Below are 23,091 nucleotides of genomic sequence, written 5' to 3'. Positions count from 1 at the left end.
CTTTATCCCCTATGAACGAAACTTCGTTTGGCTATTTGATGGCCAACAACGGCGACCTGATTCGTACCAAAGTACTGGGGCTGGCGGCTGCGCTCATGCTTGTCAATTTCCTATGGGCACTGGGCCGAACGTTTCTGGTCTCTTCTGACTTGACGACCGATTATACGCCGGTCATTCGGGCAATCATCCTGACTATTGTACTGACCCTTTACAGCGACTTGCTGTCTATTGCCACCGGCATGATCGATTACGTAGCCGGTCTGTTTTCTCCCAAAGATCCACAGGAGGTGCTGTCTTCGCTGAAAGCGATGACAGCTAAGGTGGACGGGGCCTTCACAACGGCCAATTCCAACCTCTGGAAAGATTTCGATCTGAAATGGGACACCGATCAGATGAAGAAGGACATCGACATCGTGCTGGGTGTAATGAGCAATTCGATGGAAATGGTCATTCTGAAACTGGTGCGCTTGGTGGCTGAGGGGCTGACGCTGCTGGTCCGGGCTTTCGTGGCCAAAATGCAGGTATTAGTCGTCGTCTTTCTGGCGATCACCGGCCCGATTGCCATTTTGATCTCGATGATTCCCGGTTTTCAGGGCGCCATGGCCTATTGGTTCCGTAACCTGCTCCACGCCAAATTCTGGGCGATGACCATTGGTGTACTCGACAACATCGTCAATTTCTACGTGGATAATCTCGTGGACTCGCACGTCGATAACATGATGAACAATGCCACGCTGGAACAGCGATTCGGAGCCATCTTCAACTTAGTCGTCGTCCACTACTGCGTCATGGGAGCCTATTTAGCTACGCCCTTTCTGACCAATACGTTTATCGGGGGTATCACCTCGGCGGGTGGTCTAGCAGGCTGGGCAGCTAATAAAGGAGCCAATCTGCCGGGCGAAGCCATGCGGGCGGGTCAAAATATGAGTCGGAATAGTACGAGCGGCAACACATCGACATCGCGCTCGGCGACTAACAATACATCGAAAACAAGCGCTGAAAAAGCAGCCAAGCACACAACACGGGCTGAACGGGAAGAGAGCTACGAAGCCCGCGTCGGTCGTCAGCCGGAACCTGAACCAAGCTATGATGCACCGGCATTGAGCGAAGGGCACCGAGGCCTAGATGATGACCGATACGATGACTACTCACTGATATAACAGTAAACTGAAATATTTCTGTACTAATATCACAATATTTTATGCAACAGGCAAACAACGTCTCTACCTTAATCAAATCCCTCAAGGTCATCTGTTTAGGGTTGATTATCGCACTGGCTCTGAGCAATGTCGCCTGGCTATATGCCTATGTATGGGAAGCCAGTCAAAACGCTGAACGGGTCTATGTAACGACCGATAACGGAACGACCTCGGCCATTGCTGCCGGGCAGGCACAGCCCACCCAATATGAGGCCCGGAATCTGGTGCGGTCATTCATGGAACTCATGTTCCAGCACGATGCCAGCACGTTTCGGGAACGAGTCAATCACGGTATGAAGCTAGTCGATCACAACGATGGACGGGCTATCTACGAAACGTTCAAACGTGGACAGGTACTTGAAAACTACCACCGGTATAACTCGCACACAAACTGGACCTGCGATTCGGTATCAGTCGATATGAGCGTTGAACCGTACCAGGGTATTGTGTGGGGAGCGCAGGAAGTGGTATATGACAACCAGATTGCCGTTCAACCTGTTGCGGCCCGCTTCACGCTATCGCGCCAACTCCGGTCAGACATCAATCCCTATGGTCTGCTGATCGACGGCTTCAATTTCATCGAATATAGTCGTCCGGCTCCCGATGGCTCTAAGCCAGACGTGATACGACCAAATAGGTAACAGATACTTCCAACAACATCTGCGATGAAAAAATACTTCATTTCCCTACTGTTGGCGTTCGGACTATCCCGACTCGGCCACGCACAAACTTACCTGCCCGATACAATCCGGGTAAACCGTCTGACAACAACCTATCTTATTTTCCCCTCGAAAGTCGCCTTGGTGGACATCAGCCCGGAATACCTGGTCAAAATCGAATCCGGTAACATCGTATTCGTCCGGCCACGCCTTACGTCAGCTCGTAAATCACCGATCTTCGTTCGGACGGATAATGGTACCTACCTCGGCTATCTGAGCGTCTCGGGCAAAACGCCACCTGCCTTTATTGAGGTGGCCAAAATGCTCAACCCGCCCACCACCAAATCGGTCATTACCGGGCAACCTGATCAGGCTACTGCGCCCGCTTCTCAAGCAGCACTTCCGTTCAACGGTCAATTACTCGCATCCCTGAATCCCCTGTCGGGTGTAACCCCACAAAGCGCGGAACGACCGGCCTTTGTGAGCGTACCTGTAAGCCCGGTCAAAAATGCGTTGCAGATACAAATGGACTCGCTGTTAAGTGGCCCCGCTACACATCACGACTGGGAGCGAAACAGTGGTATTTCGGTCAAATTGACCCACCTGCTGCACGACTCGACGAACACGTACATTCAGCTGACGGTAAATAACAAAACAGCCATGCCGTTCCTGCTTGATCAGGTTAGTTTCTGGTATCAGCACCAAGCCAAAAAGCGCAAGGGAGCTTACCTCGACGGGGAAACCTACCCGATGGAACCGGTATTCGAGACCATACCGGAACGAGTCGAAGCGGGTCAGGAAGCGCGGCTACGGTTTACACTGCCACAATTCGCTCCGCAGAGCCGCAGCCGGTTCGTCATCAATATCCGCGAAAAAACCGGCACCCGGAACGTCACGCTGAGCCTGCCGATGCGTGAGGTACTATACGCCCGGCGCAAGCCTGCACCATCGCAGAAACGCCTGTTCAAGGGCCGTTTTTTTGAGACAGACTCCATCCTAACCCTGCTACGAAAATGAGCAAGCCGAACGCGGCCCGAAAGACTCAACCGGGAGCCCATTTAGACGATGATGCCCTCGGGCAGGCCGACACGTCAGCCGAGCAGTTTGACCATGAAGAGCCAGCAGCATCGTCAGGCAATGACTCTGCTGGAGAAATGGACGAGGTCGAAGACGAGTTTGACGAATTAGACGAAGATGAGGCAGAGAATTCAGCCTCAACGCAAGCTGGCCCGGCATCAGATAACGCCGACCAGTCGAAGCGAAAGCGACTGGTTATCGGTGTCCTGCTGGGCCTGATCGCCGTATTGGGCATCGTCGGTCTGCTTTGGAAAATGACCATTTCGACCAATGGCTTTAAAGCTCCCGTTCCCACCGAACCAATCGACGTTGCCGAACGGGAAAGCAACCGAAAAAATCAGCCAACCGATTACGCCGACGAAGAACAAATGCGAACAATGAATTACGATGGTGTAAACAATATCTACGGACTAGCTCTCAAACAACAGCAAGCCAATCGGGTGCCGAAGGATTCGATTCATCAGAATACATCCGTTCAACGTGGGCTGGACCGCTCCCGGCAGTTAGCGCGGCAATCCGGCAATCGGCAAAACCTATCGGGTAGTTCTTACGGCAATACCCCGAAACGTCGCTATCAAACCGATTCGTATGGCTCCGACCATTCGGGCCGCTCATCGGCTTACGGCGATCCGTATCATGCCAACCCAACCCGGGAAGACTTACTGTTACGGGCGGGATTCAACACGGTGAAAGCAGAGGGAAGCGGTACTAATTCGTATGCCGGTCAACAGACGTTGCCGCCCCCGTCACTGGCCAGTATTGACGTGGAGGACAATGAGCCAATACCCGGCGTAGTCAGTGGCGACCAGACCATCATGAATGGAACGCGGGTAATGTTCCGAACGCTGGCCGATGCAAAAATCCGTGACCGCTTCGCTCCGAAAGGTTCGATCCTGGTCGGTTTTGCTCAGGTTGGCAGCGATCGGGCTATATTCAATATCACCACACTGCGGCTCAGTACAGGTGAAGCCGTGCCGGTACGTCTGCGGGCACTGGACCCCGACATGAACGAAGGACTTGCCTTGCAATCGGATAAACCCTCCCGGCAGCAGGTTGATCAGGCTACCGGCAATGCCATAAGTCAGGCAGCCGGTCAAGCCGCCTGGTCGGCGGGCTACTCGATCAATCAGGCAACCGGTGTACCGGTGGCCGGCAATGCGCTGGCATCACTCGGGGCTGGCCTGGCATCGGCAGCAACGACAGGCCGACGACGGGAGGTACGTCAGAAACTGAATTTACAGGATGGTTTTAAAGTGTTCTTCGTTCCGGTCAAATGAAAAAGTCAATCATTCTAACCCTGCTGGCCACTCTACTGATCGTGCCGGTGCCAGGCAATAGCCAGGTAGAAACCATTGTCAATCTGGGACTGTCACTATTGGGCCTCAAAGGCGGTAAAGATCCTTATGCTAAAGCGCGACTGATTGAACTGAAAAAGATTCTGGACAAGAATAAAAAAGAGTTGGGGAAGCTGGCCCGTATAGACGAAAGCAGTCAGGGCACTGAACTCTATACGCAGGCGCAATTGGAGATTGCCCGGAGTGTCGAAGACCTGATGCGCTCAGTATCGGAGCTGAAGGCGATTCGGTCGCGTGACGGACAAATTAAATTCAATGACCTGGTCGTTTTTAACCAGATTCAGCAGGAAGTTAACCAGTACCTGAGTGGTTACGTACCCACCCTCTTTCTGCAACAACTGGAAAAGCAGATCGCCGATGGAGCAGCTCGTAACTACCCAATGGCGCAGGGCAACGGCGGGCAGATTTACGATATGTTCTTCGGCAAGTCGGGTCTTGATGCCCGGCAACCAGCGAATTTAACCGACCTTGGTACGGCGCGGGGTGAGGAGGCACAACACCTGCTGCAATTCCAGACAGCCGCGCAAAAAAAGAAGATTGTGCAATCGCTGCTTTACTACAAACTGGCTGATGAACTCTACGCACAGTCTGTTACGCTCAACAACGCTCTGAACGATGAGCAGAACGGCACGGCTATCGACATCGCCCGCCGTTTGCGGCAAACGGTGCTGCAACGGATGACCGAATCCAGCATTCAGCAGTTGATCGCCGACCCGCCCAACATCGGTTCCGGCTTCGACCTGATGTCGCTCGGCGATCTGAGCGGCTTCCCGTCTGAGATGCAGAGCCAGCTACAGAGCATGATCGACCAGGTGAACAACGACGCGCAAAGCTTTCTGTCAAGCATGGACGGTGCGTTTCAGAGTACACCGATGTTTAACCCAAACTCACCGGATATGGGCTATTTCGCCGATCAGAATGCTCCTCGTGGTCTACGTCTGTCGACTGGAGAACGGGCATCGCTGCAAAAATCCGCGATGGATATGGCTTCTCAATCGGTCGAGTACCGGCAAAAAGGCGATAAGCTAATGGAAGAAGCGTTGGAGAAAACACCTCTTCAACAGGTACTGGAGATGAAACGGGCACGCTCTTACATGCAGGAATCGTATCGGTACTTAGACCTCTCGCTGTGACATGAAAAACAATAACAACGATCAGTTTCCGCCTGTCAGCCCTAACGGAACCGGGGCAGCCCATCGGACGAAACGAAACGGCTCAACGAGCCCCGCTGAGGAGGCAACTCAGGAAGAGGAACGCACCAAACACTCAAAACCGACTGACACCACGAGTCGATGCAGTCCCGATCAACGAACTCGACCGGCAGCAAAACCGGAACAGAAAGAAGACCTGAAACCGGCTCAATTTTTATCGGCTAAGATCTCCACTTACATCGCCAAATACCCATTCCAGACTATAGGTGGACTGCTGGCGGTGCTGCTGGTCGTCGTGCTGTTCAAAACGTTTTATCAGGGCAAGAACTGGAAAGCGAAGCGGATGGCCGAGGAAGCCTACTTTGTGGCCAACCAGTATGCCCGGAATAACGGCACCAACCTTCACCCCTATCTGTCGCGTTCCTTCCGAAAAGAGGTTCGGCAGCTACCGGGCCTGCTTCCCCTCTCAATGCAAACCGCCACACGTGGGGGCACCATCACCGGGGCCGAGTCTGTGGGCCTTCGCGAAGTCACTACCGATTCGGTTGTCGTTGAGGTAGCCTTACGCTATGAGAATGGAAGGGAAGAAAAACGGTATCAGCCGCTGGTGTACGAGAAAGAGCAGTGGCGGTTAGGGTTGACGTACAGCAAATAATTTTTGTAGTCAAAACAACCTACAAGGTCCCTTCAGCACTGTTAATGCATAGGCTCGAAAAGCTATTCATTAATAGTACTGAGGGGACCTTTTCAAGCCTAAGCATTATAGTCTGTTTCTAACTCTCTCTGCTTCGATTGTTCATTTTTAGTTGGCTCTGCCAATGCCTTTAGACTACTCCATACTAAAAACAAGTAGACCACTACAGCAAAAAATCGGTGTCCATCCTTCCATAGGGCAATGTTGAATGACGCAATCAGAAACGCCCCGATTAGGTAAACAAAGACGGCAGCACCAATTAAAATGCCAAGGAAAAACTTTCGATTATTCATGATCTGTGAATAAGTGTTTGATGGTTTACAGTTTTACAAAGACGGGTGTACCTACCTGATCGAGCGGGAAATGCAAACAATCTTTACTGCTGAGGTACTGAACACGAACATGTTGTTGAATCATTCCAGTATTGCCGTTGTAGGATAGGTAGTCCGGGGTTTCATTATCTTGTGTCCAGTTCGTTACTAAATTGACAAATAACCCAACGGCCGTTGAAGCCAATACGCCGTTAGGCCAAACTACCTGGGGTCGCCCACCTACTTTGCCATATTTGGCCGCTTCTTGGGCAAGCTTTTTCTCAGTCAGGAAACCGTAGCAACTCATACACGGAGAGCCTGGCAACGATAAAATTACCTGCCCTGCTATGGCATGGGGATCGTTATCTATCTGATAAACGTCCATACCAATATCAATGTATGGTATTATATAGCGCCGACACTCAGCCTCTGCCTGTTGCCTTTCTGCGTAGGAATCAACATTGCCAAACACTACATCACAGGATTGTAACACATCCGGGTTATCCTGCCAACGGCTATTTACACGAATAATATTAGCTGTGGGTAGAATACCTCTGATAACCCGCTCCGCAACGGCCGTTTTAAGTACGGCATTTTTTACATCACTGAACCAAGCGCCCACTAATCGGTTCAGATTCGTATCCTCGACTTTGTCATCGTCAAAAATGACAACATTCCTAACCCCTATATAGGCCAATTGCTGGCCTATATGCGAGCCGCCCCCTCCGTACCCGATGATACCAACTCTTATATTTTCGAACAAGAACTGAGACGATTCGCCTAAAAATGACTGTCGGTCATACATCCTGTTCTTTAGCTTTTCCTTGCTGGTGAACGATAACATCATCGGTTTTCCGACAACCGAGACTGCTTCTGGTTGTAAAAACTCCTTCTCGCCGGGAATTTTAATTGACGCATAAAACGAATTCTGACTGAGTATAAGAAACCCGTTAGCCTGATTAGGAGCAATATTGCCAAGGCTCTCGACAACGCTGGGCAAACTATTGTTATCTGTTCGGCTGGGACCAGGTTGACCCCGGTGGTTATGAAAATGAACGTGAAAGCAACCGCCCTGCTTCTCTAAACTTCGCTGCATAGCCGCTCTAATTGCGGCTGAATTTATTTTTGCCCCTACCCGGTCATCTTCAATATAGTGTTCGTCATTTACAGGGTTATATTCTGTAGCAATGACAAGCACTGTACCATCAGCAAGAACTTTGGACGTTGTGTGCAGAAACCCTACTCGTTCATCAGCGAAGGCGTGGGGCCGACGTAGATCTTCGAGCATCACTTGGTGCAATGCCTGGGGTATTCGTAATCGAATGATGTGGTTTTTGAATTTCATTTAACGAAGTGCTTTTAAGTGAACACTCAGAATTTCTGCCAATCGGAGTCCGGGTTGAGTTTGCCAGGATATAGCATACCAGTTCCGTTCCAGCACCCGGATATTGCCGTTCCAGTTACGCACTGACCCACTGGCTATTTGCTCCGAAAAGAAAAGACGGGAGTTATATCCATCTCGCTGAGTTGAACATAGTAGTGAGTCCACAACTGCGGGTTGACAACCATTCGGCAACACCAATCCACTAATATGGATATAGGTATAGCCCCCCTCCTGGGCTACGCTCAGGTTAGGGGCTATAGTCTTTAATTCATCAATTTCTGCTTCAGAAAAAAGCATGGCGGCAACTGTTTAAGAAGAAGATCCGTCCCGAACATGGGCAATAAATTGTTCGCCACCTTTGATGACAACGGTAGCCGCATCGTCAAGCGGAGTTAGGTTGTGTCCTTCCAGCGCATCCATCTCATCCGAAGCTTTCACGTTACCAATTTTCTTGAGTTGGGCCACCGTGTATGCACCGCGCTTGATCTTAAACTCTACGTTGTTGATACGGATAACAACCTCCAGTTTCACAACGTAGAAGCGTTCCAAGCCCGCTCGTGTCAGGTCAACCCGGTTAGCATCAACAACCAACTCGTCATCGTGAGGCCGGGCCACGGACAACCAAATTTCATCACCTTCATCAACACCACCCAGCTTACGAAGCTCCGCCCCGGTAATGAAGGGCTTGTCCCACGTATGCTTATCGTCCTCCAACCGGAATTCAAGGGGCTGGCGGATGTAAAACTTTTCGGTTCCCGGCCGAGCGAGGTTTATGCTTTCGTCATCGGCAACGAGTACATCATCCCACGGATCAACCAGAGATAGGTAAAGTTGCTGCTCTGGTTTCATACCGAAGAGCTTCTTTAACTCTAAACCAGTGATGTACTGGTGAGGCCAAGTAAATTTCTTGTCTTGGAAAGTGATGGAGAGGGGGGCGATACGTCCTGCATCGTTACCCCGATTGCTTTGGCTGTCTGACATTGGATTGAGAAGCGTTGGATAACCGCTCATTATTGTCTGTACCAATGGGGTTGTTTTTCTCCATCTAAAAATATTTTAATACTTATGGCAAATTTTGGAAACTTGTGTACAGTAGTCTTTAAAGGCCCACATCACCTAACCCCTTTATGATATGAACAAAGAATCTGTTGACTCCTTCATCGCTTCGCTAAATTGGGGGAGGGAACTAAAATTTGCTGAAGCGATAGCGGTCAAACGCTTAAGCGTTTTTCGTAAGGACGAGTGTAATTCAAAAGGGAACGAAGCACACGACATTGCTGTGGGCGTGATTTCTAAGTTTCTGGATGACCCAGCTTCACTCAAAGTGAGCGATTTAGGTGTACGTAATTTTCGTGCACGAATCAGAGGAGAGATTAATAATGCTGTTAAGCTTATCGTAAAGTCAAAAGAAGTTCGTGCTACGGCATCCTATAGTTATAGTGAAGTGCTGTCAGATGAAGCTTTCTTTGACTACATAATCCAAACACCCTCAACAGCAGAAGCTGAGCTAAACAGCAAGCAGGCCATAACTGCCTATTTTGACCAAGTTGGCGAAAAGCTCCTTGCAAAGCCTGACGAACAAGCTTGGCTTATTCTGGAGGAGTTACGTGATGGGAAAAAACCACAAGAAATAGCTGAGGGTAATAATTTGACTATTGAGAAGGTTTATAGCGCAATCAAGCGTATTCATCGTGCAGCCCAACAGGTGAAAGAACCAGAATTACACGTCTAGCAACCAGACAGTTAGTAGTTTTGGCCTGCCAGATGATAATACTGACCCTAACAAATAGTAGTAGTTTGCCTAACAGATGATAGTAATAAGCCACCTGCCGCGCTGAAATCCTATCGCAAGTGACGCGGACTGATTATTCCTAAACCACCCAACAATCGACAATCACGAACATGAAACCGACCCGCAAAAACGAGGCTAAGAGCCTATTCTGTGCTTTTTCGGAAGCCACTAGTCACGATGAAGAATTGGCTAACGAAATTTTAATAAACAATGGGAGTGATCCAGAACAAATCGAACGTGATGGGCAAGAGTTGTATCAAAAGTATTTGTTACGTAAACGACTAGCTCATAATTCTAATCAAAAAACATCTCTTCTACAGTCATTGTCAGAAAAGGTAACTAATTACTTACAAGAACAGTCGGTAACCATTTCTTCTACCTTTCTGCCTGGTCAAATAGGTTCACAACAGCAGGTATTTACGATGCTTTGTAACAAGTTTAAGGAAATATCTCCAGAAGATTTAAAAAGCATTATGCAAGATGAAGCTGTTTTGATAGAATTAAAGAAGATTCAACAACCAGAATCATGATGCAACGTCGAGACCCAAGATCAGCCGCCCGAAAGATTTTAACAAAACTCAATGTCAGTGATTTAACGGGTCTTTCTCTGAAAGATGTTGTCCAAAATTTCGGGCCTTATGTAAAGGAAGACCCTATGGTGGGCGCACAAGGTCGAATTTTATTTATAGGCTCACTTGCTCTTATTACAATTAACTCCAATATCCAACATTACGGCCAATCAAGATTTGTATTGGCGCACGAGTTTGGTCATGCTGAGTTACATGCTGGAATAAAGCCATTATTTAATTGCGATGAGGATTCTTTCAAGCTATGGCTTAAGAAAGGAGAGCAAGAACAAGAGGCAAATGAATTCGCGGCAGAACTTCTAATGCCTTCAAAAATATTTTCTGGCGCGTGTGCTAATCAGGAATTTTCCCTCGATCTCATCGCGCATTTGGCGGATCGCTTTCAAACCAGTCAGACAGCCACTGCTTTACGTATAGTTGAGCAAGGCCCTTTTCCAATCGCCATTGTTTATTCTGAGAACAAGAAAGTTAAGTGGTTTGCAAAAAATCGGTCATTCCCACTCGGACACGTAGTAATTGGAGCAGAAACACCACCAGAATCAGCCTCCCGCCACTGGTTTAACACTGGTATTTCAAAACAAAAGATTTTAGATTCCTGGACTTGGTTCTTCCATGATTATAATCAACAAAATTTTAGCCGACAACGGATACGAGAAATTATATTACCGCTTCCACGATACAGTGGGGTGTTAAGTTTCCTCCGCTTAGAATAACAAATAAGGCAATCTAGTAAGATTGCCTTATTTGTTTATAGCTTTTACATCCGCCAGCGGCACCTCTGTTCGCACCTTCACCCGTACAGGCATGAGAACGGTCGGGTCTTGATTTTCAACACCCACTAAGCGGTAATCTTGCTTTTGCTTAGCACCGGATTTGTCGATTAAGCCCACTTCAATAGTAACGTTTTGCGCTTTTCGGGCTGACAAATATCCCTCTAATACACGGTCGGCAGGTACGTTGGCGTAGATGGTCGTGTCGTACTCGTTTGTAAAATAAACAGTCCGGTTTGTTAAGATGCGGATGCTGCCATCCTCGGCGCGGTATGCCAACGTATCGAAGCCTACCTCGTTACGGGGCTGACGCGGATCGGTCGGCCGAAAGACCCGGAATGAGTAATATGCTTTCGTCAGAGGAAAGTCCGGCTCAACAGAGGAGTTTTGCTGACAAGACAGCACTCCAATGAGCGAGCCAAGCAAAAAGAGACTTTGTATCTTTTTCATGAGGTTGTTCTAGTTCAATATACACCGGCTCGACCGGGTTTGGTCTGGGAGAAACGATCAGTACAGTAGCCTGAATCGATTCAAGACCCATAAGTTTGAGTTGCGCCGTTCTGTGATTACCGTCGGCGATGTAGTAGTTTTCGCTTTGCACAACACGATAGTAACGTAGCTTATGTGGCTCGAAAGCGTCAGACAGTGGCAGCACAAAACGCTTGGGCGTGTATCTGTTACATTTTTTAGAATACAAGAGCATTTGGAGCCAGGTCAGCTTGTTACCGTAGCTCCAGTGATCCGTCCCGACGACTCTATCAAGTGGAACGGTCTCGATACTTTCTTCTTTGATATCATAGGCGTTTGCGTCAAAGAGTCGGATCGTCTCATACGCCCAATCAGGAATTGGCTTCCCTAGAAGTAAACGAGCATAACACTCTTCAGCGGGTTTGTTATCCAGCATCAGGCGAATACGTTTCTGCGTTTCAACTCAAAAAAACAGTGTGCCGTAGCCAGCATGTCGGCGGTCGCGTCGTGCATTCCTTTCATTTTCTTTCCTGTCAGCAATTGGTACAGTTCATTTAAGCGTACCGGCTCCCCGTTGGGCGTAACCTTGGCACTGGCATCCATCGTGCATAGTACCGGTCGGGCAGGGAACTCCCCCACCCGACCGGGCTGCAATCGTTCAGCGCGTATAAACTCAGCTCCAATTACGCCGTAGTCCAAATCTATATTATGTCCTACCCAGGCATCGGCTCGTTCCATAGCTGGTCTTAGCTGATTCAGCACGTCGGCCAACGGATGCCCTTTAACTTCGGCCTCTTCCGGCGTAATGCGGTGAATCTGCTGAGCCACCTTGTTCCAACGGTAGCCATCCGGTTTCACCAACGCATAGTGCCGGCATAGCTCCTTACCCTGCTCGTCATACAGCCCCCAGGCTACGGAAATAAGCCGGGGCCAGTTGGTCAGGTCGGTTACAGGTAGGTGGTACGACTGTGGCAGGCCGTTGGTTTCGGTGTCGATGATTAGGTAGGTCATAGCGGATTATTCCCGTGACGATGGGTCGCTCTTTCTTAACAAAAAATCGAGCAAAATCCATCCGCCAAACCACAAAAGTGTAATCAATAAAACCCCTATCAGATAGTGCCTTACGGCTTTCTCAAGGCGTTCAGCTAAATTCATTTGCAGGAGCATCGACAGGTTTATCATCGCTTCATTCCAGTTGAGGTACTGTGACCGTTCGACAGAACAGGTGTATCGAATTTAGGCATCATCTTTGGTCCGTCAGCGAATTGGCTTTGCGCCACCTGCTGTTTCGCTTCGCCGGGCAGGGCGGGTAATGTCAGCTTTTCATTCCGTTGTAAGTCCTCCGTGAAGTCTTTATGAACAGGCAGCTTTATCGCAATCACATCATTTAACCCTTTTGCCGCTACCAACTCGTTTTGTGTCCGAATCAGATTCTGCCGGGTATTGGGCATCGACATTTCAAATTCGGTACGGTTGCTCTGCCAACCCCTTACGTTGATGCGGGCCTCCGGCTCATCGTCGGGTACGTTCTTGTTAAGGGCTGCCGAAAACCGCTCGGTCAACTGCTGCACCTGCTGCTTACCCGTCGCTTGATCGGGATAGCTGACTGACACGGTTAGCCGTAGCTGGCTCGGTGTCGGTACGGCCAACTGCGCCTGAATGTTGTTGCTCTCCTCGACACCCGGATACCGCAACCGCCCCACCAGGTTGATATTGTTACGAAAACCGCCGGTATCGTTGTCGTTGGCCAGCACAATCTGTTTGGGCTGGTAACGGTCGATCAACTTCTGCACCGTATCGGGTGCACCCGATGATAGGTTACCTGCTGTACCGAGGTACAACCTTTTTTCCCCTTCTACCGGTGGTTTCAATTGATGAAAGCTCATCGCGTCAATGGGGTTTTCGGCGATAACTAACCGATCAGCCCGGCCACCTGGTTCGATGACCTTCGGATTGGAAATCCAGACACCGTCTCCGCGCGGCCCTTCAACCATTTTCAACCCGTCGTTTCGCACGATAATGGCCACTGTTCCCTGCTCATTCTTGATTGGAAACACAGTGTTGGTGTACTGCTTACCCCGGCTGCGATCGAAATACGTCCGGTTAAATGCCGTGTTCTCGAACTCCGGGGCGTTGACAGTCGCCGGTGATAGCCCCCGACCTCTCAGGTACGTGTCATCAGTTAATGGCTTCAAATCAAAACTACGAACAATGGCCTGTTCGCGGGTAGGTGCCGGTTTATCGGCAGGCGGTGGGGTTGGCCGTTGCTGCTGGGGAACCTGACCGATGTAGTGTTGCAGTGTTTCGATGGTGTCTTTCCATTCACCCGTACCGCGCCGGTGCTGAAACTGCACGACCGTACCCTTATCGGCTCCATCGTTCGGATTAAAGTATATATCAATTCCGCCCCGCTGGTTGGTGTAGACGACGATCTTGTCACGGCCCCTGATCCCTCCAGACCGGGCATCATCCTTATACAAGGCTACGGAGTTACCTCCACTGCGTTGCCGGTCTTTGACGTAGCCCTGATCTATCGCGTACTCGACCAGGTTGATTCGTTGCTTAAACTCCTCAAAGTCAACTTTTCGGGCGGTGCCCCGCTGGGATTCGTAGGCTGGTTGATTATGCCTTGTACGCTCCGGCTGGCGGGCAACTCCCAACACACGCTCCTGTATATACGTAATATCCTGTAAGTCCTTCGGTCGCCCGGCAGCTTTCTTGCTGGCAACCAGATCGTGGGGCGAAACAACTGTATAGTCGGTACCGTCTTTCGTGCGGGCCAGAACGCGATTCGCATAATGATCGGGGAACTGGCCGAGGCCCGGCACGTCCTTATGAAGGTCGATCTGGTACGGGTTGCGCCCAAAATACACAATCTTGTCGTCGGTAAAATCGCGGGGGTGCATGTTGGCCCCCAGGAACTCTTTAACCGACGATACCATCTTGTTAGCGTTGTCGGCCGACGGATTTATCCAAACGTCGATGTCGTCGGCCTTTCGGGTACTTCCGTATGATTGAACTGCTTTTCCCCCGATGACAACATACTCCACCTGGTGCCGGTTGAGCACCTGCAAAAACTCTTCCTGATCGCGGGTCATTGGTTAATTCGGTACGGTTACTAATTGCTTTCCGATACGTCGGACCGCTCCTCTTCCTCCTTCAGCAGGGCAAAATCTTCCTGACTCAACTTACCGATGATCCACGGCTCGTCAGCCGGTTTTTCGGCGAACCCATACCGCTCAATAGTATCTTCCCTAATGGCATCGAAGTCCACTACGAGGGCCTCGGGTGTTACCGTGACGTGCGGCCCTAACTTGTCTCCTTGTATATTTTCCATAAAGTCGATTGATTTAAAACTCAAAATTACACCTAAATAGAGACATTTTCAGGTTTTACCATGTCGTTTGTCTTGAAAATTCTGTATCTACGTATGATTCAGCATCTGTTTCAATAAGTAACAATACGTTTTTTTGCCCTTGTACCGTCAATGTATTTGTGGCTCGAAATCCTCTAATATATCGAAGTAGCTCTATTTTATTTCCATGAAACAATATGTGCCAAACCTGATATCCGCGCACCATCGGGTTCTACCAGACTATTTCAAAAAATCAGCCCATAAAGACAGTAAGCGAAATGTATCAGCCGGAAGTTTATTGTGGAATGCGTTATCTGTTGTAGCGGCCTTGGTGGCTCTGCTCGTCTTGGGTATTCATCTTGGCTTTAGCCTATCCCTGGTAGTATTTGCCTTCTTTGCGTCCAACTGGGGTAACCGACGACTTGAACAGGCATTGGAGTTCCACTTTACTCCCTCGTTAAAGGCAGGGGTTTTGGGAGTGCTATCGTTTGTGTCGGTTCTGACCGGTTTTCAGTATAAAGATCGCGTCGCTCAAAACAACGAAAGAGAGCGTTTAGCCATTATCGCTGAACAAAAGGCTATCGCTAACTCCAAACGCAAGGAAGCGATACGGCTCGACAGTCTGCGGATCTACTTAACCCAGGCCGATGCCTCATTAAAAAAAGGAGCTTATGCTAAAGCGGTTTGGCTTTATAATCAGTCGGCACGGTTCGCTACAGCCAATGAATCTGAGGACCAACGTCGACTTCACGAGAGGCTGGCCACTGGCTATGTTCGGACCAAAGCATACCGGGCAGCCATTGAGCAGTACGACGAATTAGCCCGTCAAGGCTCGTTAACTGGTGAGCAAACATACCAGCGAGCTTTATGCTATCAGCAGGTCGGACGTAAATCAGAAGCGTTGTCCGAACTATACAGGGCCTCCGAAGCAGGCTACAAACCGGCTACCAGGCTTTATGATAAGCAGAATCCGCTACTCCGCAAACTGCTTTATTACCAGACTGTGTGTTGCGATGGCAGTGATAGCCCGTCGAATGCTAAGGGTCGGGGTGCCTGCTCTCATCACGGGGGCGTTTGCAACTGGAATAAACCGATTTACGAAACCTACCGGAAATACGATGTCAACGGCCTTTGAGAGCAGACCTATGATTGCTCAAAGTTTTATGCAGCGGCTTCTGCGCCAGCACCCAGCTGAAAACGCTGTCATTGAGTTAAACAATTTGCTGGCTACTCAATCAATTCAGTCCATTACCTCAGCCGACATAGCAGCTATTAAACAACGATATAACCTGTCACTGAGTCAATTTATGCTCAATCTGGAAGAGTTTTACGCCGTTCATCTTAACTACCAGTTAGCTAACCAACTCTTGTCGAATGAGGGCCTGGCTGATCTGGCTCATCTTCGGACGCTGTTTCAACTCCCGGTTCAATCCGTGGAGATGTTGCATGCCCGCATTGGTGAAATTGCCTACCGGCAACGGGCTGAGAAAGCAATTCGGGACGGTCAGATAACTGCTGACGACAAAATGGCCCTTGTCGGGTTACAGGAGGCCGTTTCGCTCCCTTCCGAATTAGCGGACACCATATACAGAGAAGTTTGCCAAGCGCATCTGAATCAGTTTGTACAGGCATTTGGTGTAGATGCACGAATTACCCCTGACGAAGATCAACGACTGCAAGCTATCAGTAAGAATTTGGGTGTGAAGCTGAGTGCTGAATCGAAGCAAACCGTCAAACGGTTCAAGCAGTATTGGGCCATTGAAAACACCTCTTTGCCAATAATCGAAGTGACTACCTCCCTACAAAAGTTGGAACAATGTCATTTCCAGGCTGAAGGCGTTCAGTGGTATGAAGAACGGGCAACAGCACGACGCACCAATTACGATGACCATTATGAACAGCACAAGTCGTTCGATGTCGTCGATTTGCAATCGAACGATACGTCGGTCCAAAAAGAGAGGTTTAACATTATCAAACGCATCAATACCGGGGATCTTTATCTAACTAATAAGCGGCTTATTTTCGAGGGTCAGGAAAAAACCACCTCCGTCAAACTGAATACCATCGTCAGTGTCAAAACTTACAAACAGGGCATCTTAGTCGATAAGTTGACCGGTAAAAACATGCTGCTGCTTATGAATAGCGATGCCGATAGTTTGGCTCTACTGATTCAACGCCTGCTACGCCCGACCTTCCCGTAGTAGTTGTTTATTCGTCTGTTACTCAATTCTTGTTTTTGATCAATTTGTTCAATAATTTTAGATGTTCAATAAAAGTGAACTACTCAAAATTTTGAACATAGAACAGCAAATCGTTGATCAGGCCGTCGAGGGGTTCAGGCAAGCTACTGATTTGGGCACTTCATGGGAAGCGACTCAGGCTATTCACGACACCGGATTCGACGGCTATCTAATTATTGATACGGGCAGCAAAGTCATTCGGTTAGCGGTCCAGGTCAAACGACGGGCAATGGTGCATCAACTGAATGAACTGAGTCGGTTAGGTAAGTCGCAACCCGACACATTGCTGCTGGCCGAACACATTTCCGACACGCTCAAACAAACACTGCGGCAGACACACCAAAACTATCTGGATGGAGCGGGCAACTGCTACATCCATGTCGCCGGTATGCTGCTGATCGTGCAGGGCCGCAAACTGACGCAAACACCGACAGTGGCAAAGCAACCCTTCGGCAAGAGTGGTCTGCGGGTGCTGTTCACCCTGCTTATTCAACCCGATGCGATCAACCTGAGCATTCGGGATCTGGCCCAGCAAACAGGCGTATCAGTCGGTACGGCGCAACAGACCATCGACTACCTTAAAAAATCAGGCTACGTAGCAGCAATCGACGATAAACGAAAGAAGCTGACCAACATCGGCAAGCTGCGGGAACAGTGGGTTAGCCGGTTCACAACAACCCTCAAACCGAGCCTGACCCTAGGACACTTCCGCCTGCCCAAAAGTCTCTCCCCTGCCGACTGGCGGCAACTGACGTTACTACCTGGTACATATTGGAGCGGGGAGCCTGCTGCGGATGCGCTTACGGGTAACCTTCGCCCGGCAACCTTGACGCTTTACACCGATCAGGACCGAACGGGTTTGCTCAAAACGTATAAGCTGCTGCCCGATCCCAACGGTCCGGTTGAGGTCAACGAGGTATTTTGGAAGGAAATCTCTGCTGGTGATGACGTACCTACCGTACCACCGTTACTCCTCTATGCCGACCTGTTGGCCATTGACGATCCCCGCACGACAGACACCGCCCGGCGAATTTACCAGGACTACATGACCAATGCATAAAATCACGTTTGGGCAACTACGGCAAGGAAATCTCGGCGAACTGTTTGCCGTGCTGGAAGCCGAACTGGTGGCGCAAGGTATCGACTTCTATCTGATCGGAGCCATCGCCCGCGACATCTGGCTGACGGCCCTACACGGCATCGAACCGGGCCGCATTACCCGCGACCTCGATCTGGCAGTGTTACTAGCCGATGAAGAGCAATATCAACACCTGCGTGACCGGCTGATCGGGACGGGGCGGTTCGTCGCCCGGCGCGACAATGCGTACACGCTCATCTTCGAGGACGGTCGGCCCGTGGATCTGCTGCCGTTTGGAGCTTTGTCGATGGAACAGTCCGTCAGTATAACGGGGCAGGGCCTGACGACCATCCGGATCGATGGTTTTCAGGAAGTGCACGAGGCAGGAACCGAATCGGTCGAAATTGACAACCAAGCTTTCCGGGTTTGTACGCTGGCCGGCATCGTGCTACTTAAATTCATTGCCTATGATGACCGACCCGAACACCGTCCGAAGGACATACTTGACATCGGGGCAATCCTTCGACATTACTTCGATATTGTTGATGATGACATCTATGAAAACCACAACGATCTGTTCAACGATGAAGAGTTCGACATCACTCTAACAGCCGCGCGGGTCATGGGCCGTCAGATAGCTACCATTCTCGCTCTCTCCGACGCACTCCACCAACGTATCGACCGAATCATAGACCGCCAAATCAGCTTTGATGAGCAGAGTCCCGTCGCCGAACTACTCGTGCGTGATAGTCGCTGGTCAATCACCTACGCGCTGAATCTTCTGCGGCAATTGCAGAGGGGAATGGGAGAATGAAGCTGTGGCGAAATAATCATTATTGAAAGTATTCTAACCTGTTTGATACAGGTGCGGCTTTTTCCCACTATTGACTGTGCTACTCAAATCACCCGGTTTCCTGGCGTGTAAATCTGCCCCGTTGGCAGAAGAAGGCTTACATCAATTAATTATTTAGTGTTCGTAGCCAGATGAATCAGCCGTTGTTCACTATTTCAAATTTGCGTTGAGACAACGGCTTTGTTAGAATGTTTCATTGGATTCAGAATGAGCCTTTTTCAAGCAAAGCCAGGTTGTGCGGTGCAGCAACCGGTACCACTACCGACAACCTGACCCTTCGCACCGTCAGCCGCGCAATTGTCCACTTTCCTTCCCGTCAAAATAATGCCCCTGCTCCAGGTCGGCTAGGAGCGAAGGGTGGCTGGGGGTCCAACCCAGTTGCCGTTGCGTCAACGCACTGGAAGCCGGACAATCGACACTCAGAAAGGCACTAATCCAGCCGAAATGGTCAGCGGCCTCCTCAACGGGCTTACTAACGACCGGTAGATGTAAATGCCGACCAATCACTTCGGCAATAGCGCGGACAGGTACGCCTTCATCCGCAACCCCGTGAAATTTGGCTCCTGCGGTTCCCTTTTCCAACGCCAGCCGAAAGAGCTGAACGGCATCAAGCCGGTGAATAGCAGACCAACGGTTCGTTCCGTTACCCACGTAGGCTGATACGCCTTTTTCGCGGGCAATACCGATCAGCGTTGGCACAAAAGCGTAGTCTCCTTCGCCGTGCACAGACGGCGACAGACGCACGACCGATGTCCGCACACCCTGGGAAGCCAGCCTTTCCATCACTTCTTCCGAGGGAATGCGCGGGGCCGACGGTGCTTTTTGATCGAATGCATCGCCTTCGTGAGCAACACGACCGGGCGTAAGCACGGTGATGCCCGACGTAATCACAAACGGCCGATCGGAGCCGATGAGCGCGGTGCCGAGGGCTTCGACCGCCCGTCGGTCCGTTTCCCCAGCGGTGGCATACGCCGAAAAGTCGTGATTGTACGCCAGGTGGATGACCCCATCCGAAGCGGCAGCACCCCGACGTAGACTGTCATAGTCGTTAAGCGCACCCAGGTGCGGCTCAATGCCAGCCGCAACCAGTTTTTGGGCCGATTCTCCTGAGCGCGCAAGACCAACCACCTGGTGACCTGCTCCGATCAATTCCTTAACAAGGGCCGAGCCAATGTATCCCGTAGCCCCGGTAACAAAGATTCTCATAATTAATGTTGCTAGCAGAATGTGATTGCTAACGACACGACAAAGGTCTGCTTTTTCAACCGGCGCCTGTTTGCGCGAGTCAAACGGCTTACTGAATAAATCAAATAATTGTTCTATCCCGTAGGGTACTGGGTGCCTGGCCTGTTTGCCGTTTAAAGAAATTACAGAAGTGAGCCACGTCGGCAAACCCAAGGCTGTCCGAAATTTCAGAAACCGACCAGTTGGTTTGCCTGAGCAGCATTTTAGCTTCCTGCGTCACCCGATCACCAATCAGTTTAGTGGTTGTATAGCCGGTTGTTTCGCGCAGCACCCGGTTGAGGTGGTTAACATGCAGGGCTAGTTGGTCAGCGTATTCCTTGGCCGTACGCAGGCGTATCTGCTGTTGCGGGGTTGCCAGGGGGAATTGTCGTTCCAACAAGTCAGTGAACAGGGCCGTTACCCGAACTGATGCGGTGTGGGGTGAAGCCGATACAGGGGAGGGCTGAAGTTTCTGACCCTGGTGAATTAGCTCCAGCAAATAGGCCCGCAGTAAATCGTATTTGTAGGGGTAACTGGACGAAATTTCGTCCGACATTCGCTCGAAAATGGTCTCTATGCGAGCAAAATCGTCGTTATCTACCATCAGGACCGATGAACTACCCGACTGAAAAATAGGCAACTCGTTCAGTCGTGTTCTTACCTGGGCAGGAAGCAAGAAATTCTCCGTGAAGATACAAAAATAGCCGGTTTGGGCTTCGTCATCGGGAAGCCATCGGTATGGAACCTGCGAGTTGGCAAACCACAGAGCCTGCTGGGCAACGTCAACGACTTTGTCGGCATACTCGATCCGGCTATGACCGCGAATCAGACTAATCTTATAGAACGCTCGCCGGTCGAACGCCATCGGTGGCTTACTGTGGTATCCGCGCATGAGGTCTGACACCTTGAACACGTTGAAGTGTCCAACCTCCGTTTGGATGTCCGGCGGCTGCAAGGCATCGGCTGCATCACCAGCGGGGTCAAGGACCGTATAAAGCTCGTCAAGCGAAGTTGATTTCATAAAAGGTTTTGTAGAAATCAAAGATAGCCTGTGGAGCTATTGCAACCAAAAACAACGATGTCGTCGGTATAGCGAGCAGTAGGTGTTGTGGTTTGTCTAACGGGTACTCCGTGAATTGCCTTCTTATTACAACGGGGCAGATTTATACGTTAGTTAACTAAGTCCTTAGTTCACTTCTGTTTGTTAAGTAGTTAGTGAGTAGATACCAATTAGGAAATCCTTCGCTTCGGCGACCCGATTTGATAAGGTAAACAACGCCCTCTAATTAAACTGATTGACCATTTTTGTGGCTACTTTTAATATACCGCACGGGCGGCCCGGCCTTTTTGATAACAGACTGATTGTCAATACCCATCCAGCTATTAGCTATAAAAGCCGTTGCTTAGCGTGTGAATCTGCCCCATTGGAAGAAGAAGGCCTACTTCAGGGCGTAATGAAGCATAGGGGTAAGGTCAGCGCAAAGCCGATGTACAGGCACTGACCACTGGGGCTTACTAGCATCAGCCAGCATAACAGGTGCATTTCGATAATTGGCTCACCAATGAGTGTATTGCGTTCGCGAAGAAAACACCCAGGCATGAAAACGATACGGACAAATTGGTGGTTGATAAGCCATTTTGGGTAAGGCGCAAATTGTCGACCGGGCCGGGCCACGGAGGCGTCTGAAGTGGTCATAATGATTGATGTACTATGTCTCAAAACGCTCTTTTTGCCGCCTGACCTCTAATCCTTCCTCTTGGCGTAATACTTGTGAGTCGTTGTCAGGTTCGATACTCACAGCACGAAAAGCCTATAGCTCCTCATGGATCTTTTCAATCTCACCTCTTTAGGCTAAGTCGTAATGAAGGTTGGTACTACTTATGTTGTCATTTTTTTGCGTTGGTAAGTAACGCAAAGGACAGATAGTTGGTGACAGCTGTATGTCAGTAGGCTATCATTTATTGTAGTTGCTGTACATGGGAGGCAACCTACAGCTACGCATCTAGCTGATGCTTAGTAGCTTGTAGAGTGGCCCTGACAGGTCAACTGGCATCTCATAGCCAGTCTGGTGAATGAGCTTACCGCGGGTCGGCTTATAGAATGCCTGACTACGCCCACCCTTCCCTCCCTACTACGTACAGTTAACGGCCATCCTCCAGGGGGTTCGATTGAGGGTCCGGCTATCGGGTGCGTTAACCTGCTAGTAGGCATCCTTCAGGTAGTCGGGCGTTTAGGTAAACGCTTCTCAAGGTTAAACGAAGAAGCCCTTATTCATTTGCTTTAGTAGTTGCCTTATGACTAGTTACCTTTTTTAGTCTTGTCCAAGCCATCTGGCCCTCAGCAGCTGCCAGATGGCTACGTCGTGAGTCTTATGAAGGTCAGGAAACCTGAATTACAACAGGAGTTACTGACCCATGATCCGGAATTAATTGAGGTGACACGTGCCCAGACCCAATCAAACCGCACTGGATACCATCATCCTGGCGTTCTGATGCCCCTGTTTCTGGTAGTCGAGCCGTTAGACGGCCCGGCGACTCGGCTCCATCTGATCAAGTATGTTGATTACTCTAACTAGCGGCAGGCCATCTGGCTGTTAATCACTAAGTGGTCACTATGGGGAAGGGGCTGATTCGTAGAACCAGCGTGATTCAGTAATTTAACTTCGCTTCTGACTGAGCTAGGTCTAGCTTATTCCAGTCTGGTCCGTATCTGGTCCTTTAAACAGGATGATGCCCGGCTCTAGTTGGTGTTTGCGCCAGGCTACCCGCAATGAAGCAACGTCATCGTAGTGCGTCACAATCGCCCCAGAAGAATGGGTAGCCAACGAGTCTGCCGAAGCGGGTTGCTCCGTCAGTGAGTGAATCCGTAAAGGATAGTTTAGGAGGTCATCGGC

At 49.9% G+C, this 23,091-nt stretch carries 24 protein-coding genes; 13 read left to right on the top strand and 11 right to left on the bottom strand.

The window, feature by feature from the left end; translation table 11 throughout:
* Positions 1–11: 11 nt before the first annotated feature.
* Genes EQG79_RS28630 through EQG79_RS28605 form a run of 6 tightly spaced genes read left to right on the top strand, consistent with a single transcriptional unit; the run spans position 12 to position 6,096 of the window.
* The gene (locus tag EQG79_RS28630) at positions 12–1,160 is read left to right on the top strand and encodes a hypothetical protein (protein WP_129606341.1); all 1,149 of its coding nucleotides are present in this window, start codon (positions 12–14) and stop codon (positions 1,158–1,160) included.
* Positions 1,161–1,201: 41 nt separating this feature from the next.
* Entirely contained in the window at positions 1,202–1,840 is a 639-nt protein-coding gene (locus EQG79_RS28625) for a hypothetical protein (protein ID WP_129606339.1), read from the top strand.
* A 24-nt stretch (positions 1,841–1,864) separates the two neighbouring features.
* Positions 1,865–2,875: a DUF4138 domain-containing protein gene (locus tag EQG79_RS28620; RefSeq protein WP_129606337.1), complete on the top strand. Its 1,011-nt coding sequence runs from the start codon at positions 1,865–1,867 to the stop codon at positions 2,873–2,875.
* Positions 2,872–4,212: a conjugative transposon protein TraM gene (traM, locus tag EQG79_RS28615; RefSeq protein ID WP_129606335.1), complete on the top strand. Its 1,341-nt coding sequence runs from the start codon at positions 2,872–2,874 to the stop codon at positions 4,210–4,212. The genes EQG79_RS28620 and traM overlap by 4 nt, the downstream gene beginning before the upstream one ends.
* On the top strand, positions 4,209–5,423 hold the full coding sequence (locus EQG79_RS28610) for a hypothetical protein (RefSeq protein ID WP_129606333.1): 1,215 nt from the start codon (positions 4,209–4,211) through the stop codon (positions 5,421–5,423). Before traM ends, EQG79_RS28610 begins: the two co-directional genes overlap by 4 nt.
* A gap of 1 nt (position 5,424) precedes the next feature.
* Positions 5,425–6,096 (top strand): hypothetical protein, encoded by a 672-nt coding sequence (locus EQG79_RS28605; protein WP_129606331.1) that lies wholly within the window; start codon positions 5,425–5,427, stop codon positions 6,094–6,096.
* A 98-nt stretch (positions 6,097–6,194) separates the two neighbouring features.
* Here EQG79_RS28605 and EQG79_RS28600 read toward each other — a convergent pair whose 3' ends face one another.
* Genes EQG79_RS28600 through EQG79_RS28585 form a run of 4 tightly spaced genes read right to left on the bottom strand, consistent with a single transcriptional unit; the run spans position 6,195 to position 8,841 of the window.
* Positions 6,195–6,428 carry a hypothetical protein gene (locus EQG79_RS28600; protein ID WP_129606329.1) on the bottom strand — a complete coding sequence of 78 codons (234 nt, stop codon included), beginning with the start codon at positions 6,426–6,428 and terminating at the stop codon, positions 6,195–6,197.
* Positions 6,429–6,453: 25 nt separating this feature from the next.
* Positions 6,454–7,791 carry a ThiF family adenylyltransferase gene (locus EQG79_RS28595; protein ID WP_240699493.1) on the bottom strand — a complete coding sequence of 446 codons (1,338 nt, stop codon included), beginning with the start codon at positions 7,789–7,791 and terminating at the stop codon, positions 6,454–6,456.
* Positions 7,792–8,127, bottom strand: a complete 336-nt coding sequence (locus EQG79_RS28590; RefSeq protein ID WP_129606327.1) for a hypothetical protein — start codon at positions 8,125–8,127, stop codon at positions 7,792–7,794. It lies immediately after the preceding gene.
* A gap of 12 nt (positions 8,128–8,139) precedes the next feature.
* Positions 8,140–8,841 (bottom strand): multiubiquitin domain-containing protein, encoded by a 702-nt coding sequence (locus tag EQG79_RS28585; RefSeq protein WP_129606325.1) that lies wholly within the window; start codon positions 8,839–8,841, stop codon positions 8,140–8,142.
* Between the two features lie 121 nt (positions 8,842–8,962).
* On the opposite strand from EQG79_RS28585, the gene EQG79_RS28580 reads away from it, so the two are divergent.
* The 3 genes from EQG79_RS28580 to EQG79_RS28570 all read left to right on the top strand — a co-directional run bounded on the left by EQG79_RS28580 (position 8,963) and on the right by EQG79_RS28570 (position 10,922).
* Positions 8,963–9,562 (top strand): hypothetical protein, encoded by a 600-nt coding sequence (locus EQG79_RS28580; RefSeq protein ID WP_129606323.1) that lies wholly within the window; start codon positions 8,963–8,965, stop codon positions 9,560–9,562.
* A 170-nt stretch (positions 9,563–9,732) separates the two neighbouring features.
* Positions 9,733–10,152 (top strand): hypothetical protein, encoded by a 420-nt coding sequence (locus EQG79_RS28575; RefSeq protein WP_129606321.1) that lies wholly within the window; start codon positions 9,733–9,735, stop codon positions 10,150–10,152.
* On the top strand, positions 10,149–10,922 hold the full coding sequence (locus EQG79_RS28570) for an ImmA/IrrE family metallo-endopeptidase (protein ID WP_129606319.1): 774 nt from the start codon (positions 10,149–10,151) through the stop codon (positions 10,920–10,922). Before EQG79_RS28575 ends, EQG79_RS28570 begins: the two co-directional genes overlap by 4 nt.
* A gap of 27 nt (positions 10,923–10,949) precedes the next feature.
* Here the strand turns inward: EQG79_RS28570 and EQG79_RS28565 are convergent, their stop codons facing one another.
* From EQG79_RS28565 to EQG79_RS28550, 4 genes are all read right to left on the bottom strand, one after another.
* Complete coding sequence (locus EQG79_RS28565; RefSeq protein ID WP_240699492.1) at positions 10,950–11,429, bottom strand: DDHD family phospholipase; 480 nt, start codon at positions 11,427–11,429, stop codon at positions 10,950–10,952.
* A gap of 453 nt (positions 11,430–11,882) precedes the next feature.
* The gene (locus tag EQG79_RS28560) at positions 11,883–12,458 is read right to left on the bottom strand and encodes a 3'-5' exonuclease (RefSeq protein ID WP_129606317.1); all 576 of its coding nucleotides are present in this window, start codon (positions 12,456–12,458) and stop codon (positions 11,883–11,885) included.
* Between the two features lie 167 nt (positions 12,459–12,625).
* Positions 12,626–14,545: a nucleotidyltransferase gene (locus tag EQG79_RS28555; protein WP_129606315.1), complete on the bottom strand. Its 1,920-nt coding sequence runs from the start codon at positions 14,543–14,545 to the stop codon at positions 12,626–12,628.
* Positions 14,546–14,565: 20 nt separating this feature from the next.
* Positions 14,566–14,784, bottom strand: a complete 219-nt coding sequence (locus EQG79_RS28550) for a hypothetical protein (RefSeq protein ID WP_129606313.1) — start codon at positions 14,782–14,784, stop codon at positions 14,566–14,568.
* Positions 14,785–14,989: 205 nt separating this feature from the next.
* Here EQG79_RS28550 and EQG79_RS31140 point away from each other — a divergent pair, with 205 nt between their 5' ends.
* From EQG79_RS31140 to EQG79_RS28535, 4 genes are all read left to right on the top strand, one after another.
* Entirely contained in the window at positions 14,990–15,937 is a 948-nt protein-coding gene (locus tag EQG79_RS31140; protein WP_165358975.1) for a hypothetical protein, read from the top strand.
* On the top strand, positions 15,921–17,003 hold the full coding sequence (locus EQG79_RS28545; RefSeq protein WP_206445619.1) for a hypothetical protein: 1,083 nt from the start codon (positions 15,921–15,923) through the stop codon (positions 17,001–17,003). Before EQG79_RS31140 ends, EQG79_RS28545 begins: the two co-directional genes overlap by 17 nt.
* Before the next feature lie 91 nt (positions 17,004–17,094).
* The gene (locus EQG79_RS28540) at positions 17,095–18,102 is read left to right on the top strand and encodes a type IV toxin-antitoxin system AbiEi family antitoxin (RefSeq protein WP_240699491.1); all 1,008 of its coding nucleotides are present in this window, start codon (positions 17,095–17,097) and stop codon (positions 18,100–18,102) included.
* The gene (locus EQG79_RS28535) at positions 18,095–18,934 is read left to right on the top strand and encodes a nucleotidyl transferase AbiEii/AbiGii toxin family protein (RefSeq protein ID WP_129606306.1); all 840 of its coding nucleotides are present in this window, start codon (positions 18,095–18,097) and stop codon (positions 18,932–18,934) included. The genes EQG79_RS28540 and EQG79_RS28535 overlap by 8 nt, the downstream gene beginning before the upstream one ends.
* Before the next feature lie 324 nt (positions 18,935–19,258).
* On the opposite strand, the gene EQG79_RS28530 is transcribed toward EQG79_RS28535, so the two are convergent.
* From EQG79_RS28530 to EQG79_RS31245, 3 genes are all read right to left on the bottom strand, one after another.
* The gene (locus tag EQG79_RS28530) at positions 19,259–20,179 is read right to left on the bottom strand and encodes an SDR family oxidoreductase (RefSeq protein WP_129606304.1); all 921 of its coding nucleotides are present in this window, start codon (positions 20,177–20,179) and stop codon (positions 19,259–19,261) included.
* A 100-nt stretch (positions 20,180–20,279) separates the two neighbouring features.
* Entirely contained in the window at positions 20,280–21,218 is a 939-nt protein-coding gene (locus EQG79_RS28525; protein WP_129606302.1) for a helix-turn-helix domain-containing protein, read from the bottom strand.
* Positions 21,219–22,881: 1,663 nt separating this feature from the next.
* Positions 22,882–23,091: hypothetical protein (locus EQG79_RS31245; RefSeq protein ID WP_206445618.1), on the bottom strand; the 210-nt coding region annotated here is incomplete at its 5' end.

Source organism: Spirosoma sordidisoli, assembly GCF_004138325.1.
GTDB classification, from domain to species: domain Bacteria; phylum Bacteroidota; class Bacteroidia; order Cytophagales; family Spirosomataceae; genus Spirosoma; species Spirosoma sordidisoli.
The sequence above is the reverse complement of the archived record's forward strand: the minus strand, read 5'-3'. Positions and strand labels throughout refer to the sequence as shown.

What these genes read in the sequence shown, in the direction of transcription:
- EQG79_RS31140 (WP_165358975.1), top strand. Translation starts at nt 14,990, where the DNA reads ATGAAACAATATGTGCCAAACCTGATATCCGCGCACCATCGGGTTCTA.
- EQG79_RS28610 (WP_129606333.1), top strand. Translation starts at nt 4,209, where the DNA reads ATGAAAAAGTCAATCATTCTAACCCTGCTGGCCACTCTACTGATCGTG.
- EQG79_RS28585 (WP_129606325.1), bottom strand. Translation starts at nt 8,841, where the DNA reads ATGAGCGGTTATCCAACGCTTCTCAATCCAATGTCAGACAGCCAAAGC.
- EQG79_RS28580 (WP_129606323.1), top strand. Translation starts at nt 8,963, where the DNA reads ATGAACAAAGAATCTGTTGACTCCTTCATCGCTTCGCTAAATTGGGGG.
- EQG79_RS28555 (WP_129606315.1), bottom strand. Translation starts at nt 14,545, where the DNA reads ATGACCCGCGATCAGGAAGAGTTTTTGCAGGTGCTCAACCGGCACCAG.
- EQG79_RS28525 (WP_129606302.1), bottom strand. Translation starts at nt 21,218, where the DNA reads ATGAAATCAACTTCGCTTGACGAGCTTTATACGGTCCTTGACCCCGCT.
- traM (WP_129606335.1), top strand. Translation starts at nt 2,872, where the DNA reads ATGAGCAAGCCGAACGCGGCCCGAAAGACTCAACCGGGAGCCCATTTA.
- EQG79_RS28590 (WP_129606327.1), bottom strand. Translation starts at nt 8,127, where the DNA reads ATGCTTTTTTCTGAAGCAGAAATTGATGAATTAAAGACTATAGCCCCT.
- EQG79_RS28545 (WP_206445619.1), top strand. Translation starts at nt 15,921, where the DNA reads ATGTCAACGGCCTTTGAGAGCAGACCTATGATTGCTCAAAGTTTTATG.
- EQG79_RS28600 (WP_129606329.1), bottom strand. Translation starts at nt 6,428, where the DNA reads ATGAATAATCGAAAGTTTTTCCTTGGCATTTTAATTGGTGCTGCCGTC.
- EQG79_RS28535 (WP_129606306.1), top strand. Translation starts at nt 18,095, where the DNA reads ATGCATAAAATCACGTTTGGGCAACTACGGCAAGGAAATCTCGGCGAA.
- EQG79_RS28595 (WP_240699493.1), bottom strand. Translation starts at nt 7,791, where the DNA reads ATGAAATTCAAAAACCACATCATTCGATTACGAATACCCCAGGCATTG.
- EQG79_RS28530 (WP_129606304.1), bottom strand. Translation starts at nt 20,179, where the DNA reads ATGAGAATCTTTGTTACCGGGGCTACGGGATACATTGGCTCGGCCCTT.
- EQG79_RS28570 (WP_129606319.1), top strand. Translation starts at nt 10,149, where the DNA reads ATGATGCAACGTCGAGACCCAAGATCAGCCGCCCGAAAGATTTTAACA.
- EQG79_RS28625 (WP_129606339.1), top strand. Translation starts at nt 1,202, where the DNA reads ATGCAACAGGCAAACAACGTCTCTACCTTAATCAAATCCCTCAAGGTC.
- EQG79_RS28620 (WP_129606337.1), top strand. Translation starts at nt 1,865, where the DNA reads ATGAAAAAATACTTCATTTCCCTACTGTTGGCGTTCGGACTATCCCGA.
- EQG79_RS28630 (WP_129606341.1), top strand. Translation starts at nt 12, where the DNA reads ATGAACGAAACTTCGTTTGGCTATTTGATGGCCAACAACGGCGACCTG.
- EQG79_RS28605 (WP_129606331.1), top strand. Translation starts at nt 5,425, where the DNA reads ATGAAAAACAATAACAACGATCAGTTTCCGCCTGTCAGCCCTAACGGA.
- EQG79_RS28560 (WP_129606317.1), bottom strand. Translation starts at nt 12,458, where the DNA reads ATGACCTACCTAATCATCGACACCGAAACCAACGGCCTGCCACAGTCG.
- EQG79_RS28575 (WP_129606321.1), top strand. Translation starts at nt 9,733, where the DNA reads ATGAAACCGACCCGCAAAAACGAGGCTAAGAGCCTATTCTGTGCTTTT.
- EQG79_RS28550 (WP_129606313.1), bottom strand. Translation starts at nt 14,784, where the DNA reads ATGGAAAATATACAAGGAGACAAGTTAGGGCCGCACGTCACGGTAACA.
- EQG79_RS28565 (WP_240699492.1), bottom strand. Translation starts at nt 11,429, where the DNA reads ATGAAAAAGATACAAAGTCTCTTTTTGCTTGGCTCGCTCATTGGAGTG.